Origin of the sequence: Bradyrhizobium erythrophlei, assembly GCF_900129425.1 — a bacterium.
In the GTDB taxonomy this organism is placed as follows: domain Bacteria; phylum Pseudomonadota; class Alphaproteobacteria; order Rhizobiales; family Xanthobacteraceae; genus Bradyrhizobium; species Bradyrhizobium erythrophlei_C.
Map to the genome: position 1 here is coordinate 5933715 of NZ_LT670817.1, position 16756 is coordinate 5950470.

At 61.5% G+C, this 16756-nt stretch carries 15 protein-coding genes and 4 pseudogenes; 4 read left to right on the forward strand and 15 right to left on the reverse strand.

The genetic code is table 11. From position 1 onward, the window contains the following. Nucleotides 1–4 precede the first annotated feature (4 nt). The 3 genes from B5527_RS28470 to B5527_RS28480 all read right to left on the reverse strand — a co-directional run bounded on the left by B5527_RS28470 (nt 5) and on the right by B5527_RS28480 (nt 2595). Entirely contained in the window at nt 5–685 is a 681-nt protein-coding gene (locus tag B5527_RS28470; RefSeq protein ID WP_172842691.1) for an ABC transporter permease, read from the reverse strand. Nucleotides 686–702: 17 nt separating this feature from the next. Then, nucleotides 703–1650, reverse strand: coding sequence for an ABC transporter ATP-binding protein (locus tag B5527_RS28475; RefSeq protein ID WP_079604471.1), 948 nt, complete (start codon nt 1648–1650; stop codon nt 703–705). A gap of 108 nt (nt 1651–1758) precedes the next feature. Beyond that, nucleotides 1759–2595, reverse strand: a complete 837-nt coding sequence (locus B5527_RS28480) for an N-acyl homoserine lactonase family protein (protein ID WP_172842692.1) — start codon at nt 2593–2595, stop codon at nt 1759–1761. Between the two features lie 253 nt (nt 2596–2848). Between B5527_RS28480 and B5527_RS44645 the strand changes: the two are divergent. Beyond that, nucleotides 2849–3021, forward strand: a pseudogene (locus B5527_RS44645) (TRAP transporter large permease subunit); the annotation flags it as partial. 178 nt (nt 3022–3199) lie between these two features. Here the strand turns inward: B5527_RS44645 and B5527_RS28485 are convergent. From B5527_RS28485 to B5527_RS28520, 8 genes and pseudogenes are all read right to left on the reverse strand, one after another. Then, entirely contained in the window at nt 3200–3910 is a 711-nt protein-coding gene (locus B5527_RS28485; protein WP_079604473.1) for an ABC transporter ATP-binding protein, read from the reverse strand. Continuing rightward, nucleotides 3907–4656, reverse strand: coding sequence for an ABC transporter ATP-binding protein (locus tag B5527_RS28490; RefSeq protein WP_079604474.1), 750 nt, complete (start codon nt 4654–4656; stop codon nt 3907–3909). Before B5527_RS28490 ends, B5527_RS28485 begins: the two co-directional genes overlap by 4 nt. After that, nucleotides 4653–5606 (reverse strand): branched-chain amino acid ABC transporter permease, encoded by a 954-nt coding sequence (locus B5527_RS28495; RefSeq protein ID WP_079604475.1) that lies wholly within the window; start codon nt 5604–5606, stop codon nt 4653–4655. Before B5527_RS28495 ends, B5527_RS28490 begins: the two co-directional genes overlap by 4 nt. Next, nucleotides 5603–6502 carry a branched-chain amino acid ABC transporter permease gene (locus B5527_RS28500; RefSeq protein ID WP_079604476.1) on the reverse strand — a complete coding sequence of 300 codons (900 nt, stop codon included), beginning with the start codon at nt 6500–6502 and terminating at the stop codon, nt 5603–5605. The genes B5527_RS28495 and B5527_RS28500 overlap by 4 nt, the downstream gene beginning before the upstream one ends. 1 nt (nt 6503) lies before the next feature. Then, nucleotides 6504–7739 (reverse strand): ABC transporter substrate-binding protein, encoded by a 1236-nt coding sequence (locus tag B5527_RS28505; protein WP_079604477.1) that lies wholly within the window; start codon nt 7737–7739, stop codon nt 6504–6506. A gap of 265 nt (nt 7740–8004) precedes the next feature. Next, nucleotides 8005–8645, reverse strand: a pseudogene (locus tag B5527_RS28510) (DUF6352 family protein); the annotation flags it as partial. Beyond that, nucleotides 8642–9181 carry a DUF6505 family protein gene (locus tag B5527_RS28515; protein ID WP_079604478.1) on the reverse strand — a complete coding sequence of 180 codons (540 nt, stop codon included), beginning with the start codon at nt 9179–9181 and terminating at the stop codon, nt 8642–8644. The gene B5527_RS28515 and the pseudogene B5527_RS28510, both read right to left, overlap by 4 nt. After that, nucleotides 9178–9919: pseudogene (locus tag B5527_RS28520) on the reverse strand (biotin/lipoate--protein ligase family protein). The gene B5527_RS28515 and the pseudogene B5527_RS28520 overlap by 4 nt, the downstream one beginning before the upstream one ends. Before the next feature lie 172 nt (nt 9920–10091). Here B5527_RS28520 and B5527_RS28525 point away from each other — a divergent pair. Then, a pseudogene (locus B5527_RS28525) lies at nt 10092–12057 on the forward strand (4Fe-4S binding protein). Here the strand turns inward: B5527_RS28525 and B5527_RS28530 are convergent. Beyond that, nucleotides 12058–13344 carry a c-type cytochrome gene (locus B5527_RS28530; RefSeq protein ID WP_079604479.1) on the reverse strand — a complete coding sequence of 429 codons (1287 nt, stop codon included), beginning with the start codon at nt 13342–13344 and terminating at the stop codon, nt 12058–12060. It lies immediately after the preceding pseudogene. Between the two features lie 545 nt (nt 13345–13889). Between B5527_RS28530 and B5527_RS28535 the strand changes: the two genes are divergently transcribed. After that, a complete protein-coding gene (locus B5527_RS28535; RefSeq protein WP_079607574.1) occupies nt 13890–14129 on the forward strand; it encodes a hypothetical protein in 240 nt (79 codons plus the stop codon). A gap of 58 nt (nt 14130–14187) precedes the next feature. On the opposite strand, the gene B5527_RS44650 is transcribed toward B5527_RS28535, so the two are convergent. Both B5527_RS44650 and B5527_RS28540 read right to left on the reverse strand, forming a co-directional pair. Beyond that, a complete protein-coding gene (locus B5527_RS44650; RefSeq protein ID WP_154072584.1) occupies nt 14188–14388 on the reverse strand; it encodes a hypothetical protein in 201 nt (66 codons plus the stop codon). Between the two features lie 70 nt (nt 14389–14458). Continuing rightward, nucleotides 14459–14977 carry a pyridoxamine 5'-phosphate oxidase family protein gene (locus tag B5527_RS28540; protein WP_172842693.1) on the reverse strand — a complete coding sequence of 173 codons (519 nt, stop codon included), beginning with the start codon at nt 14975–14977 and terminating at the stop codon, nt 14459–14461. Nucleotides 14978–15181: 204 nt separating this feature from the next. Here B5527_RS28540 and B5527_RS28545 point away from each other — a divergent pair, with 204 nt between their 5' ends. Beyond that, complete coding sequence (locus B5527_RS28545) at nt 15182–15742, forward strand: SHOCT domain-containing protein (protein WP_154072585.1); 561 nt, start codon at nt 15182–15184, stop codon at nt 15740–15742. On the opposite strand, the gene B5527_RS46715 is transcribed toward B5527_RS28545, so the two are convergent. After that, nucleotides 15739–16755 (reverse strand): integrase core domain-containing protein, encoded by a 1017-nt coding sequence (locus B5527_RS46715; RefSeq protein WP_245332295.1) that lies wholly within the window; start codon nt 16753–16755, stop codon nt 15739–15741. The genes B5527_RS28545 and B5527_RS46715 overlap by 4 nt on opposite strands. Nucleotide 16756 lies beyond the last annotated feature (1 nt).

Consider the following 16756-nt stretch of genomic DNA (forward strand, 5'->3'; position numbering starts at 1 on the left):
TTCTCTACCGTCGCGCGAGCGCCCGGACGGCTAGTAGCAGCATCAACAGCGTAGTGCTGAGGAAGAAGCCTACGTCGGACAGGTAGATCGAGCCCACAGCGAATGGCCGAAAATGCACCGAGAGCGAAAGATTGACTACCAGCGTGTCCGCCGGGCTCGGCAACAGCCAGCCGAAATTGTCGATGATCCAGAGCAGCAGGAAGACACTGAGCGATACCAACGCTGCGATCACCTGATTGGTGGTAAGCGCCGAGGCCAGGAGTCCCGTACCGACCAGCGCCGAACCGAACAGAAGCAAACCAAAATAACCGCTGTAGATCGGGCCAAAATCTGGATCACCGAAGAATGCCAGCGCCGCCGCGTAGCAGCCCGATAGCAACAGCATCACGACGATCAGGCTCATACTGGCGACGAATTTCGCCAACACGATCGCGATCTCGGAGACCGGCGACGTGAGCAGCACCTCTAGGGTCCGCAGCTTACGTTCCTCGGCCAAAAGCCGCATGGTAATCAAGGGCGTCGTCAGCATGAACAGCACGAACATCTGGAAAAAGACATGCACCATGCTGGGCTGATGGCTGAGAAACAAGGTAAGCGTGAAGCTGTAGCCCATGATGAGAAGGAAAGCTGTCATCACCACATAGGCAATGGGGGAGGAAAACAGCGCCGTCTCTTCCTTGAACAACAAAATCGCGAAGCTCCTCATGCTGCCGCCCTCGCCGGTCGCCGTGTGAGTTCAAGAAAAACGTATTCGAGATCCGGGCGGCGCTCCGTCACTTCGGAAACGGCTATTCCGGCCGCGACTAGCGCGACCACGATATCGGCGGCAACGGACGGCCGGCGTTCGGCATCGATCAGATAATGCCCCGGTTCCGCACCGCTGTCGGGGTTGACGGCGATACTGTGCACTCCAGCGACGGCCGTGACGGCGCCGCGGACAGCTTCCTCCGAAGCGGCTGCCGAAACCCGCAGCAACAGGCGCCCCTCCGCGTCCTTCATCGCATCGTTGGTTAAAAGGGCGCCGTCTAGAAGGATCATCACCCGCGACGCGATCTTTTCGATCTCGGGAAGGATATGCGACGCAAGCACCACGGTATGCCGGCCGGCCAGCGACCGAATCAGATCGCGAACGGCGATCACCTGATGCGGATCGAGCCCGCTGGTCGGTTCGTCCAGCACCAGAACTTTGGGATCGCCCAACAGAGCCTGCGCGATCGAGACGCGCTGGCGGAAGCCGCGGGACAGCTTGCCCGTCAGCAGCGTCATCACGGGCGTCAGATCGAGCCGCTCCGCAGCCGCGTCCACGGCGCTTTTCGCCGCAGCGCTGCGCAATCCTTTGATGTTGGCCATGAAGCGCAGGAATTCGGCGACCGTCATGTGGTCGTACAGCGGCGCATCCTCGGGCACATAGCTTAGCGTGCGGCGGACCGCGAGAGAATCGGCAACGACGTCATGGCCGGCTACTTCGATGTTGCCGGAAGTGGGCACGAGATAGCCCGTGAGCATTCGAAAGATCGTGCTCTTGCCCGAACCGTTGGGTCCGAGCAGGCCGACGATTTCGCCCTGCTCGATAGCAAAAGAAACGTCGGTCACGGCGCGGCGCGGCCCGTACCACTTGGTTACATGCTGTGCCAGCACAACGGGAGACATCAAGACTCACAAAAAGCCACGGCCGGAAACAATCGCGCGGGCCTTGGAACTCCCGGGCCCGAAGCCCGGGATTCCGCCCCGATCGCAGCAATCAACTTTGCTGTGCGATCATTCGTAATATTCAGGAGAGTGCTTGTGTGCTTTGAAGGTGTCGGGGTCATGCGCGTAGATGATGTCGGCTCCCTCGACGTCACGGACTCGCTTTACCCAGGCGTACGCGTCGAGCATGCCGACCGGATCATAGACGCTACCGACGCTCGGCAAGATGTTCTTGTCCAGATTCTCCTGGAGATAGACAGCGTCACTGGTGAGCACCACGGTGCCGGTCTTGGGCAAGCGCACTACCATGATCTGGCTCCCCGGCGTGTGCGACACGGTTCGATGGATGTAGATGCTATTGTCGCCGAACAGATCCAGGTCGCCGTCGAGCTCGATGGACTTGTACTTGCTGGGCATGCCGCCACCCACGCTATTCCGCAGCATGGAAAAATCATCGCTGATGAAGAACGTCGCATAGCCCGGCGCCGGCCAGAACGCGTTCCTGATCTCGTCGCGCTGGAATACGAATGTCGAGTCGAGGAACTTGCCGATGTTGCCGGCATGATCGACATGGAAGTGACCGAGGACGACATACTTGATGTCGGAAGGCTTGACGTTGATCTTGCTGAGTTGGGCGTCAATGGCGATATCCGGCGAGCGGCCCGGATCGAGCGCCTTCACGAAGGGTCCCCAGTAGTCGGGGTCGGTGATGATCTTGTCGTTATTGCCGCAATCGAACAGCACGTCCCCTTTGGGATGCCGAATTAAAAAGAAGCCGACGGGAATTTGCACTTTGCCGCTCGCGCCGTTCTGAATAATGGATTTATCGAGATTCAGCGCTCCTGAGCTGAATACATACAGCTTCATTTCCTTCGGAGGCTCCGCCGCTATCGCACCGGCGGACATAAAACAGAGTCCTGCGGCCAGCGAGCCAATGACCTTCGAGCAATTCACCCGCATGTCGTCCTCCCTGTTTGGATGCAATTTTTTAGCGGACCGCCGCAGACTTAGCACAAATTCGGGCGACTGTGCAGGTCCGAGTGTCAGCCCCCGACAAAAACTGAGCATGGCTGATAGAGCGTTGTCCCTTGCTGCGCTGCGGCTGCCCACTTGAATAGGCCACGCGGGCATTACACCGCATGGTCTTTGCGCTACTGGCGCCATGGCGGCCTTTCTCGCGAGCCTCTTGGGACACGTCCATGGCGGTCTCCACTACGTCCTGGTCGGGGCAATGTACCTCGTCTCCCGCATCTCGGGGTCCAAGGCGGCCGACCCTTGGACCCCGTCCTATTTCCGGAAATGAAGAAGCGTGGAGCCAAGCCCCGCGATCTCGGTCGCGTTGCAGATCGGTACTGTCATTGTCGCAGGCGTGCCGTGGATCTCCCCGGGGCCAGCGCGTTGGCCGATCCTGTAAAGTCTCCCAGACAGGCTCTTGGAGCCGCTTCTGCACGTCAATGAGCCGAACTCAAGGATCGCTTCGGGCCGTCTGCTATGACCCAACAAAAAACTGCTACATTGCAAGATAGCGGCGCCGGATATCTGCATTCGCGGCAAGGCCAGCCGTATCCTGGCGGTGCACCACTTTTCCTTTATCGATGACGAGTGCTTCCTCAGCAATCCGCAAGCAGAAATGCATATTCTGCTCGGCAAGCAGGATAGTGGCGCCGCTCGCTCCGAGGTCCCGCAGTACTCTGCCAATGGTGGCGACCACGATCGGGGCCAGCCCTTCGCTCGGTTCGTCGAGCAGCAGGACCAGTGGATTGCCCATCAAGGCACGGGCAATGACCAGGAGTTGTTGCTCGCCGCCGGAGAGGCGGCCCGCTTCGCGCGACCGTAGTTTTTCGAGCAGCGGGAAGGTCTCCCAGACACGTGGCAAGGTCCAGTCTCCCCGTCCGTCGGGACCCTTCTTTGCCGCGATCAGGAGATTGTCCTCCACGCTGTGCTCGGGAAACACCTGGCGGTCCTCAGGCACGTAGGCGAGGCCGAGCCGGGCACGCGCATGCGGCGGCGCGTGGGTGATGTCGCGGCCGGCGAAGAAGATGCGGCCGCGCTTGGCCGGCACGATTCCCGCAAGCGTCTTCATGGTCGTGCTCTTGCCCGCGCCGTTACGCCCGAGCAGCGCCAGCGTGCACCTTTCCTGAAGGGCGAGATCGACATCGAACAGGATCTGGCTCGCGCCGTAGAAGGCGCTCAACCCTTCGGCGCGCAGCAGGTCCGTCATGCTGTGTCCTCCGTGCCGAGATAGGCTTCGATCACAGCCTTGTTGTTCCGGATCTCGTCCGGTGTGCCTTCGGCCAGGACGCGGCCGTAACACAGCACGCGGATCGTATTCGCTACCTGGAAGACGATATCCATGTCGTGCTCGATGAAGACCAGCGTGAGCTTGCGCCGTTCCCACAGATCACGCACGCGTTCGATCATGCGCCAGCGCTCGTCAGGACCCATGCCGGCCGTCGGCTCGTCGAGCAGAAGCACCCTGGGTTCGAGCGCAAGAGCGATGGCGATATCGAGCAGCTTCTGGTCGCCGTGGGAGAGGATCGCGGCCTCCAGATTCGGGACCTGCGTCAGGCCCACCAGTTCCATCACCTCTTCGGCTCGCTCTCGCACACCGCGCGGCGGAAAGCGGCGGGAGAGATTGCCCCACTGGCCGATATGGGCGGTAACGGCGGCCATCAGGTTCTCCATCACCGTCATGGTCGGAAAGCAGCTTGCCACCTGAAAGGCCCGCGCGATGCCCCGGTGCATCCGTTCGCTCCTGGAGAGACGAATGATGTCCTGACCGTCGAGCAGCACCTCACCGGAATCGGGCCGGAACGCGCCGCTGATCAGGTTGAAGAAGGTGCTTTTACCAGCGCCGTTCGGACCGATCACTGCCGAAAGCGACCCCGACGGAAAATCAAGCGACACATCGTCGATTGCCCGCAGGCCACCGAACGCCTTGGTGAGATTTCTGGTCTCGAGCTTCATCGCGGGCGTCCGCGCCAGGCCAGTCTGAGAAAATCGAGCACACCGCGGCGCAGCCCGAGCGCGGAGGCCAGGATCACGATCCCCAGAACCAATCCCTGATATTCGGTGATGCGTGTCACCACATCGTTCAACGCGAGCAGGATCATCGCGCCCAAGACGGGTCCGAGGAAGCTGTTGATGCCGCCCAGCATGACGGCAAAGATCGCCTGTCCCGAATTCGGCCAATCGGCGAGTTCGGGATAGGCGCCCGAGACGAACAGCGCAGCCAGCACGCCGCCTAACCCTGCGAAGGCGCCGGCAATCGTAAAGGCCCAGAGGCGGGCTCGCCAAAGAACGATACCTAGGAAGCTGGCGCGGTTCTCGTTGTCGCGGATCATGCGCAGCGTCTGGCCGAATGGGCTCGCCGAGATGTGGCGCAACGCCAGCACGCCGAGCACCGCCACGATCGCGCAGAATTGGTACATATGAAGCTGCGAGGCGAGCTCGAAGCCGAAGATCTCACGGCGCGGGATGCCGCCGCGCAAGCCCTGGTCGCCGCCGGTGAGGCTCTGCCAGGAGATGATGACGCTGTAGAACAGCATCTGTACCGCGAGCGTGATGAAGGCGAAGTAATCCGCGCTGAGGCGTACGCAGATTGCACCGACGCAGAACGCGGCAAAGGTCGTCAGCAGCACCGCAAGCACGGCGGCGACGGGCAGCGAGAGATCCGTCATCTGCATCGTCAATGCGAAGGCGTAGGCGCCGAGGCCGTAGAACATGCCGTGGCCGAACGAGACCATGCCGGTGTTTCCGACCAGCAGGTTGAGCGAGGTCGCAAACAGCGCCATGGCGCTCAAGCGGATGACGAAATCCTCGAAGGCGGGGCTGCGATGGAACAGCGGGATCGCCAGCACGACGATCAGGGCGGCGGCGCCGATCGCCATTTCGCGCAGCGCGAGGCGGCTCCTCATGCCCGGCGGCCGAACAGGCCCTGCGGACGCAGGAGCAGGATGGCGATCATCAGGATATAGATCAGGCCATCGGTGAACTTGGGAAAACCGATCGTGCCGAAGCCGCGGACCATGCCAATCAGCAGCGCCGAGACCAGCGCTCCCGCGATCGAGCCCATGCCTCCGATCACCGTGACGATGAAGCTCTCGATCAGAATCGAGAAGCCCATGCCGGGCGACAGCGAGCGAACGGGCGCCGCGAGTCCGCCCGCCAGTCCCGCCAGCCCGCCGCCGATGGCAAAGACGATCGCGAAAAGCAGCGTCGTGTTGACGCCCAGCGCCGAAACCATCTGGGGATTGATTGCGGCGGCGCGCACCGTCTTGCCGAACCGTGTCATCGAAAGGCCGAGGCCAAGCACGATCGCGATCAGCGCTGCGATCCCGATCAGCACGGCGTAAAAGGGCGGCACCACACCGCCCACGATGAAAAGCGGCGGCACCTGGAAGGCTGCCGGCATCCCCATGGCGTGGAACTCGGGCCCCCAAACGATCTTCACGAGGTCGTCGAAGATCAACACCACGGCGTAACAGATCAGGAGCTGCATCAGCACGTTGGAGCCGTAGACGCGACTGATCAAAGCGCGTTCGAACAGCACACCGAACAGCGCCATCGCAAGCGCTCCCGACAGCACCGCAAGCGTGTAGCTGTCGGTTGCGCCGAGCGTGGAATAGGCGACGTAGCCGCCCAGCATGTAGAAGGTGCCGTGGGCGAAGTCCACGACCTTCAATACGCCGAAGATCAGGGTCAGGCCCGCAGCGACAAGGAACAGCAACATTCCCACGATCAGCCCGCTGGTGGTCTGGGTGACCACGCAGGCGGGCGTCGTGAGGCAAGCGCCGAGCGCGCTGAGGTCCATCTCAGATGTACTTCTGCTGCTTCTTCCACTCCGTCTCGAGCTCGAGGATCTTGCCCCAGTCGGCGGCCTTCACATCGACGATGAACGGTTCCTTTGGCGTGGTCTGGCCCCAGCCTATGGCATAGCCGATCGTCGTATGGTCCTCGCGCATAGTGATCGTGCCGTCGGCGCCGAACGGCGTGTTGATCTTCATTCCCGTGAGGGCCGCGGCCAGGGCCTTGCCGTCGAGCGAGTTGGCCTTCTTGATGGCTTGCTCGTAGAACTGCATCGCCACCGCGTTTTGCCACGACCAGTTGGTCGGCCGCTCGTTCCACTTCTTTAGGTAGGCCTGGCCCCATTCCTTGTTGGCAGGCGTATCCGGGAAGGTCTCGAGGTAACGCGTCGCCGACTGAATGCCGGCCGGCAGATTCTTGATGGCGGCCAGCACGGGATAATCGACGTTGGGCGTCGCCACCGTCATCTGCGAGAACAGCGCATAGACGTTTCCCTGGTTCACGAAGGCCGAGAGGTCGCCGGCATAGAGCAGCGTAAACAGAGCCTGCGGCCTGGCCTGAATCAGCTTGGTGATGACTTCGGTGAAGTCCGGCTGGCCGAGCTTGGGCCAGGCATCGGTGACGATCTCGACGTCTGGCTTGAACTGCTTGAAAAACTGAAGGTATTGCGCGGTGGTGTCACGACCGTAGGCGTAGTCCGGCGAGCAGGTCGCCCATTTGTTGAGCTTCTTAGTGTTCGCGAATTCGGCGAGATAGATGCTGCCGGCCACGGCGTCGTGCACGCCCTGGCGCGCGACGCGGAAGGCTGTGGGCGCGCGGATATTAGGATCGGCGGTCAGCGACGAGGTCTCACTGTTGGTGTGGATGCAAGCGATGCCGAGGTCGCGCACGACTTCCTGGACCGCAAAGGAGGCGGACGAGGCCTCGGCGTCGACCAAGAGCTCACAGCCCGTGGTGTTCACGAGCTCGCGCGCTATGCGGGCGGCCTCCTGGGGCTGGCCCTTTGAATCGCGGAAGACGAATTCGATCTGCCGGCCGAGAAAGCCGCCGGCGGCGTTGATGCGATCCTGCTCCATCATCAGTGAGTTGCGCGAGGAGGTGCCGAGTAGCGCAATCGGCCCTGACAGAATGCTTTGCATTCCGATGCGCAACGTGTTTGCCTGTGCCCTGGCCACCCAAGGGGCGGCGAGCAGAGAAGCCGCACCACCAGCCAACACTGTGCGACGCGCAATAAGCCCGCTCATTGAACGGCACCTCCCCTAACCTGTTATCGCGGCTCGGTTTTGAGACAACCGGCCATTTTTGTTAAGGCTGCCAACTCTAGATCGGCAATGGCGCTCTGATCAAGCTGCCATTTTTCGGCTCGCACCTGGGCTGGCGGGCCCGGCCGGTTAAGGAATTTTATCACAGGCCCGCCTCCGGTCACCGCCTCGCGGCGGTATTGGCATGACGGCTTCTATCTCGGGATAGAGACAGGTAAGCGAGCGAGCGACGCAGAAGATTTCAGCGTCCCCGCTTTCCACTGGTGAGATCAAGCCCCATGTCGAACTGGTCGCTGCGTTGCCAGTAGCTGTCGGCGTTTTCCTCATTGAGGATGTCGATCTGGGCATCGGTGGTCGCACCCCGCATCGACATCAGGGACAATACCGGCGTGATTTTGAGTCCGCCAATGACCTCCTCGTCCCCCAGAAGCAATGACTGGTCGTGCAGCATGATCCTCTGCGGGCGGAAAAACAGCTCGGCCGCGCGCGGGGCGTACGGATCGTCGCAATCGTCGAGTGCGTTTCACAAGATGACCTGAACGAGTTGGTTGACGAACAGCGGCGGCAAATTGATGGATACGGAACTGCAAGATAGGCGGCTTCCAGCGTCGGATTCCGCAGCAACAAGTCGCGGAACGCCAACACGAACTGCCAGTTCTCCCGCGCATCGGCATCGGCAATCGCGGCAACCTCGTCAGCACCGACCGGCCGGCGAGGGTCGGCGAGCAGTTCCCGGTGCAACCTGCGTTCGAACGCGCAGGCGTCTTCGGGCGGCATCAGCTCGGGACGCGCGAAATAGGCTTTCAGAAATTCATCCGTAACCACCAACCCGCCGCTCGCATTGCGATTAAGCAGATGATGGCCGCAGGAAATCAAGAAGTCCTTCATCGGTGCCGCGGTTCCTGACTCATATTCTCAAGATTGAGATTGCTGTCGGGCTCAACGTCATCCTCGATTTCCATGAACGAGAACGCCTTGCCGTGGCCGGTCCCTTCCCGCAGCTTCAATCTACGGAAAGATTCCCGGACTTCGCCATCGGTCGCCGTGCGGTGGACCGCAATCAGACTGCCGACCGGATGCGTGCAGAGCTGTTCCGCAAAGGCGACTTCCTCTTCTGCCGCCATGCGTGCGATTGCAAGATCCGGCGCGCCGAACCGCTCGACCAATTGCGCGGCAAGGAGTTCAACCAAAGCACGGCGATCGGCCACCGTCGCGTGGACGATCTGTGCAAGCGTCGACCAGCCCCAGGCTCGCACGCCGAGAAAGCCGCTGCGGAACGCCGACCGGTCCTTGCCGGTCAGCCCGACGGGATCCCGGTTGCAGAAACGGAACGCGCCCGACACGGCCCAGTCGCCGGGTTCCGCCGCTACGTCGAACACGAACGTGTCGGATGGATCAAGGGCGATGGTGCGCAAGAGCTTCACAGGCGCGGTCCTCCGAGTTTCGGATCGAGCCACGACGGCGTGGCCAAGGCCTTGAGCAGATCGCGCCGCTTGGTTTTGTCAGTGCCGATCCGGTGCGTGACGAGATCGCCGTTCTCGTCGATCCGGCGGCTGACTTGCCCTTCACGCGAAAGCCTCGCCAGGAATTCGTGCGCCACGCTGCCAAATCCGTCAACCTGCCAGGCGTCGATGGCCAACATCAGATGCCGCGCAAAGCTTTCCGTCACCTGCACGGCGCCTGCCTCGCCGACCCCTCCTGCTCCAGCGCGGAGGAGAGCGGATGAACAGCCGGCTCCTTGTCGACCATGAGACGGTCCGGATCATGGCGCCGAATACCAGCCACGGCGGCGGCTCGTCCTCGTTCGCAAGCGCAGGCCAGCCGAGCCGGCCGCCGCCGACGAGGCCGCCATCGATGCGGATCGTGTCCGGCCAATCGATCGCCACCTCCTTGTTCGGCGGCGCATAGGCGCGCAGGGCGTCGGTCAGCGCCACCATCCCGGCATAGAAGGCGCGGCGCGCGGTGCGCAATGGCTCGTCCGGTTCGAGCACAACCGCAAACTCCGCGAGATCAAACCGTCCGACATAGACCAGCGTACCGGCGCCCCTCTCTGCGGCGACCTCGAGCGCGTGGGTGAAGGCGTCACGGCTCTCGCGCAGCCTCACCAGGGTAAACGGCGGAGGCAGTTCGATGGGTTCCGATATGAAGGCACGCGTGCGCATGGTCGGTGACAGCGGGCGCTCCGGGTTCCTTTTCTTCTCCAGTACATAATTATACGAGGCGGACCGCCGGCGCGAGTCCGCTCGCTGCCGTTCCGCGCTTCTTTACCGGAGGGTTAGTCAAAGCATGGCAGATCCCCCCAAAACGATCCTGAGGTGCTCTTGCGAGGATACGATGCGCCTCGATGCGGCCGCCGTTAAACGCGGATGCTGCAACAGCGAGATCGCAACTTTCCGTCAACTTTGCCGGGCCGAGATCGATCAGTTTCGCATCGCCGCGAAGGAGGAGGGATCACTCACCGTCGGCTGCACCCAGGAGGCGCCGCTGTTCTCGGACGAGGCAGGCGAGCGCCCCGAGCGGATCGATTTCGTCAACCTGCGCGAGACGGCAGGCTGGTCCACGGAAGGGGTCCAGGCGGGACCGAAAATGGCTGCCCTCCTCGCCGTCGCGGCCGAGCTCGCGCCTGGTTTTCCGCTCGTGAATCTAACGAGCGAAGGCGTGATCCTGATCTATGGTCGAGACGAGAGTGCGGTCGAAGCCGGGAGAATGCTGGCCGATCATCTTGATGTCACCGTCATTATCGCTGGGGCGGCGCAGATCGCGCCGCCGGCCGTCACATCCTTCCCAATCGTCAAAGGAACGATCCGCAACGCCAAGGGCCATTTCGGGGCCTTCGAGCTTACGATCGACGACTACGCGGCGCCCCGCCCCTCCTCGCGCGACGCCTTCATTTTTGAAGCGCCTCGTAATGGCGCGACCTCGCGCTGCGATCTCGTGCTTGACCTCTCTGGCGGCCCGCCGCTGTTTTCCGTGCATGATCTACGCGACGGCTATCTGCGCGCCGATCCGCGGGATCCTTCGGCGATGCTGCGGGCCGTACTCAAAGCGCGCGATCTCGTCGGAACCTTCGACAAGCCGAAATACATCAATTTCACCGCGGAGCTCTGCGCCCATTCGCGCTCAAACATCACCGGCCGCCACCGCTTTCTCGACCTTTGCCCGACCGGCGCGATTACGCCGGATGGCGACCACGTCAAGATCAGCGCGGAAATCTGCGCCGGATGCGGCCAGTGCGCGGCGGCGTGTCCGACCGGTGCGGCCTCCTAAGCCGTGCCACCTGCCGACGCTCTGTTGCATAAGCTTCGTGCCATGCTGCTCACTTATGATCAGGCAGGCGGCTCCAAGCCCATCGTCCTGTTCCATAACGGCCAACACGGCACGGCGCTGATCGATGCGCTCGCCCGCCATGGCACCGGCCTGCCGGCCAATGTGCTGCCGCTTGCCGTCAACGAGGACGGATTGGAAACCATCGTCGCGGCATTCGCCTACGGCGCGGCGAGCGTACGCTTCCTTCTGCGCGCCAAACCCTTGCACGACATTGCCGGCCTTTCGCAGACCGTCGCAATGGCCGAAGCCATTCTTTCCGGCCTCGGATTTTCGGGGCGCCGTGTTGCCACGATCGAAACGGACGATCCGGATTCGCTCGGCGAGGCGCTGCGCGGAATTAAACCCGCCGCAACCGTCAAACCGCCTGCAACTTTCAGAACCGTCGGCAAAGCGGCGCGACCTGCTTCGTTTCGCCTTGAGCGAACTGCACCGCCTGGCACCAGCACCGACCGATGTGATTTCGCTGCCCGAGGGCGCGCCAGTTGGCACGATCAGCGTCAATCTGGACGGATGCACGCTGTGCCTGTCCTGCGTATCGGTGTGTCCCACGGGCGCGCTTCTCGACGATCCCGAACGTCCGGCGCTCAAGTTTGTTGAAGACGCCTGCGTCCAGTGCGGGCTGTGCATGAGCACCTGCCCGGAAAAGGTCATCACGCTGAAGCCGCAGATCGACTTCACCGCCGCTACGGCACGCACGAAGATCATCAAGGAAGAAGAGCCTGCGCTTTGCATCCGCTGCAGCAAGTCGTTCGGTGTCAAAAGCACGATCGACAAGATCGCGGCGAAGCTCGAGGGCGGCACTGGATGTTTCCGGCAAACAACAAGCGGATCGACGCCATCAGGATGTGCACCGACTGCCGCGTCATTACGATGAGCGAACAGCAGTTCGACCCCTTCGCCGGCGTTCCCGAGCGCGGCACCGCGCACGACCGACGACTATTTGCGCGAGCGCGAGCAGGAGTCCAAGAACTGACTATTTGGTCGTCGCGCGTGCGAGAAAATCGGTGAGTGCCTTACGGCCTTCCGGCGACCCGATGCGCTGCTCCGGCATCTTGGTGCCGGGCGTATAGGCGTTCGGACCGACCTCGAACAATTTTGCGACGGTCTCCGGCGTCCATACGATGGACATGCTTTTCAGCGCATCGGAAAAGCGATAGCCGGGCAGCGACGCGATCCTGCGACCGAACAATCCAGCAAGGGTCGGACCTGCGCGCGCATTGTCCTTCTCCGACAGCGTATGGCAGGCAACACAGGCCCTGAATATTTCCGCGCCGTGGTCCCCTGCAAAGGCTGCGAGCGGATCGGCCGGCGTGCCTCTCAGCGAGGATCCAATCGGGTCACCCGTCAGTGCATTCCAGCGTCGGATCGCACCGTCTGCGCCGCCCGTCAGCACGGCCGCGTTATCGGGCAAGAATGCCACGGACCAGACCGGAAAACCCGGACCGCCGAGCGTTCGCAGCACGCTTCGCGCCGTGCGATCGATGACCGCTATGGCGCCGCCTATGCCCGCGGCTGCGATCAACGACCCGTCTGGAGACATCGCCAGCGCGACGATGGGCGCCGGGCCGGCTTGGATCTCGCCGGTCTCCATGGCCCCCGCGGTCAGAAAGCGTACTTTTCCATCGGCACCGCCCGCCGCGATTTCTCCGTCAGGCGCGATCGCCACCGCGTTGAGCGGCGATGTCAGTGTGATGACGTCCGGCGGTCCCTCCGGCAGCGGCCAGATCCTGAGCGTAAGGTCATACCCGATGCTGACAAGCGATTTTCCGTCCGGCATGAAGGCAACGCCATTGACGTTTTGCGAATGGCCTTCCAATACGCGTTGCGCACTGGAACCGAGCGGCCAAAGCCGCACGGTTCGATCCCAAGATGCAGATGCGAGCATCGAGCCGTCGGGCGAGACGGCAAGTCCTACAATCGGGGCACGGTGACCTTCGAAAACCTGATCGGGCTGCTGCCGGCCCGCCGTCCAGACGGCAATCCTCGCATCGGCGCCAGCGGTCGCCACGCGTCCGTCCTTCAGGAAGGCGACCGCGTTCACCGCATCCGAGTGGAAGCGAAGAACCTGCTCCGCGGATTCGGTAGCAAGCGACCATCGGATGGCGGAAGTGTCGAAACTGCCGGACAGGACATGCTTGCCATCGGCCGAAATGGCGATCGCCCGGACTGGCCCGCCATGGCCGGAGAGTTGAGCCCAGGCAGCCTCGACGCCCAGCGACAGCGCGGCTGCAATTGAGCAGAGGTAGAGGCGCCAATTCATTGCTTATCCGTCGATGTCGTACTGGCGGCTATCGCGCAAACCGCGATTGTGCCTCAAATTTCTTTAGCCGGTAGAGGGCATCATGGGCGAAGTTAAACGAGCGTGCGCGACACTACTCTTGAGGTCTCACCACCGTTTTGATTGATCCCTCGGCACGGCTTGCATGCCCGGCGGACTTTGCCCACCTGAGGAGGTGTCGGTCGGCCGGTCCAGCCCTGCGGTTGCAACTCACCCTTGGCTTTGGGCGACTTTCGACCACTCGTTGAATTGAGCGAACTCCCCTTCGTTTGGTCTGTCTGCGTCTCCGCCAACCCACAGGGATAAAGCTAAACGCATCGTCACTGCCATTAGCTGCACGGGGCTTCAGATGCTTCAAATTGTCCGCCCTCAAACGAAGCAGGCTCCTGTTAAAGTTCCATGTTGCACTGCGAGGGCTGGCTTTTCACCCGGTTTGCTGAACGGAGTTCTCTGGCTGCGTACCGCTAATCTTGAACCGCAGCCGGCCGGCACCTATCGTGCACTTCCTTCGTCAGAAGGACAACGAGATGCAAATACGATCCAAAGCGTATGAGCACTTCATCTCGATTTGCCGGTCGTTCCACGATCGAGTCTCGCCGCACGATCAGAGTGTCCCAGCCCAGACCTCCTCCTCACTCGTCTTCACGACGGTCGTGCTGGCGCTTCTTTTGACGATCCTGGAGATTGATCTGCACCGAACTGAACTGCATTTGGTCGGTCTCATGAATGAAACGGACGCCATCAATTTTAATTTCATGGGTCCGTAAATCTTTTTGAGCCGATCGCTCTCGTCTAATCGTGCCGGTTCACTCGGCGGCCGCTAGTTCAGCGCGGCGGCGCTCTTGTTCGAACAAATAACCACGGCAAGATCGCTTCAATATCATGCGAAAAAGGCTCATTGGTCACCGCGATCTGCGCGCCGAGAAAGCGCGCTCCAGATCCAAGAGATCGTTCGGGATCTTTCGGATCGAAAAGATGAGCGAAGAAGGGATTTGCGGGATCGTCAAGGACGATCATCGCCGGCAACAAGTCGATCGGAATGTCTGAAACACCGGCGACGATTTAATATGTTTTCGGACGGACGACTAAGAGGTCGTCAGCCTTGGACCAGGCGCCAAGGCTGCCCTGGACCACGCTCCATTATGGAGCCGCGCGTCCCGAACGGCTCCGGCGTCACGCCGCGCACCCAGAGCTCGATGCGGTCGGCTACGAGCTGAACGAAGATGGAGGTCTCGTCATCAGCGCCGGCGGGAAAGAATTGGTTCCAGGCCGGCTGCCAGCGCGCTCGCAGCAGTCCCCGGTCAGCGATGACGACACCGCGCCCGATCAGGGTGACATAGCAGTCATCGGCGTCATGTTGATAGACCACGCTCAGCCGGCCGGTACGGCCGATCTCCAGCGCCTTGCGGGAACCGCGGCGGGTGAGGAATAGGATGCCGAAGGGATCTTCGCTCGCCAGCGATTTTTGCGGACCCATCGGTCGCGCGTTGACGCTGCCGTCCTCGGCGACCGTCATCGCCCAGCAATAGCGCGCCTTTTCCATGGTCGCCGCTGCCGCCGCCAGCAGCCGTTCGACTGACGCAGATCCAGCCTCCATCGCCGCCGTGCTCGTCATGCCGCACCTCCAGTGAATGAGGAAGGCACTCTGACGCATGGCGCGCTGCTTCGTCTACACGACGTGCTCCGGGGCCCATGTCTCAGTTGGGTCAAACTGCCACATGGCGCAGAGACCGCGTCATGTCCGTTCTTGCACTGATAAAGGACTCGGTTTCTACTATGCGCGGCTGGTCATACCTTCCCGCCGCTAAGGAACAACTCCTTGCCCCGCCTAACCGACCAAGGCTTGCAGAGAATAAACGATCTGGCTCAGCATTACGGAGTCAGTGCCGACGCGGTGATGACGTTGTTGCAGGCCCTCCTGAACAGCAAAGGCACGATGGCGCAGTTTGACCATCGGGAATTGGGTGGTGCCGGGCAGTGGATGCCGGGTGGCATGACGATGGTCGGCGATATGTTCAATCACGGCCTCAAGGCGAAGGTCGACGGCTTGTGTTCCGAGCTGTCACAAATCTTGGCTATGCAACCCTTCGTGCCATTCCCCGCGGGCTTTCAGTCACAGTCGCAGAGGGAGGGTGGCGGCCAACAGGAGGGCGGCCACAACGTCTTAGATAGAGGTTCGGTCAGCCTATTCGTACCAGAGAGACCCGGCCGAGCGTCGGGTCATTGGTGGCCAGCGGAACTAGGGTTCCCCAACGGGACTGGCGCGCAGAACCAAGTCCGCTATGCCTATTTCAACCAAAAGCGTCGATTAGCAGTAGAGCTGAATGGACACGTGGCCGTCTACGACACGCTAGATCACCTGTTTGTACCTAAAACTTAAACACGGGCGTAGTGGTGATGAAGTCCGCCCAGGATGGCGCGTGAACTGATCACACCGGTTCGCTGAACCGGGCGAGAAACCGGCGCATCTTTATCCAAGGCCAAGTGTGTCCGCGTCTCATTATAGTAGCGAGCATAAGATTTCAGAATCCGGCGCAGATGTGCCTCGCCCAGGACAATGACGTGGTCCACACATTCACGCCGGATCGATCCGATCAGCCGTTCGACGAAGCTATTCTGCCAAGGCGAGGCTGGTGCGGTAGGCTTGTCCCGGATCCCCATGGCGCGCAATCGGTGCGTCACGAGGCTGCCATAGATCCGATCGCGATCACGGATCATGTAACCCGGAGCACCGTCCCAAGGAAAAGCCTCGGTGATCTGGCGTGCGATCCACTCCGCCGTCGGATTGGTTGTGACGTTGATCCAGACGAGTTCTCTGTGATCAATCCGTACAATCACGAAGCCATACAGCAGTTTAAAGCCAATGGTCGGGACCACGAACACATCCATGGCGGCAATGTCCGGAGCGTGGTTTCGCAGAAAGATCCGCCATCCCTGACTTGGAGATCCACGTCGCTTGACCATGTACTTGGCGACAGTTGATTGAGCGACGCTGAATCCAAGCTTGAGCAGTTCGCCATGGATGCGTGGCGCACCCCAAAGCTGGTTCTCCATGCTCATCCGCCGGATCAGCGCGCGCAATTCCATCTCAATGCGCGGGCGCCCTCCCCGCGAGTTCGATTTCCAACGCCAGTAGCGACGAAAGCCAGCCCGATGCCACCGCACCAACGTCTCAGGCTGAACGATCGTTACGACCTTCAAAATCGATGGAAACCATCGATACATCTGGACGAGGAACCAGCGGTCGTTGTTGGTAGGCTGAGTTCGACCCCTCACCCTGCGCCGCAAGACGATCAGCTGATGTCGGAGCACCGCATTCTCCGCTTCAAGCCGCAACTTCGACTTGAATGGCGAGGCCAGGACGGCCAGAACGAAACAGAACAGCCCGATCATT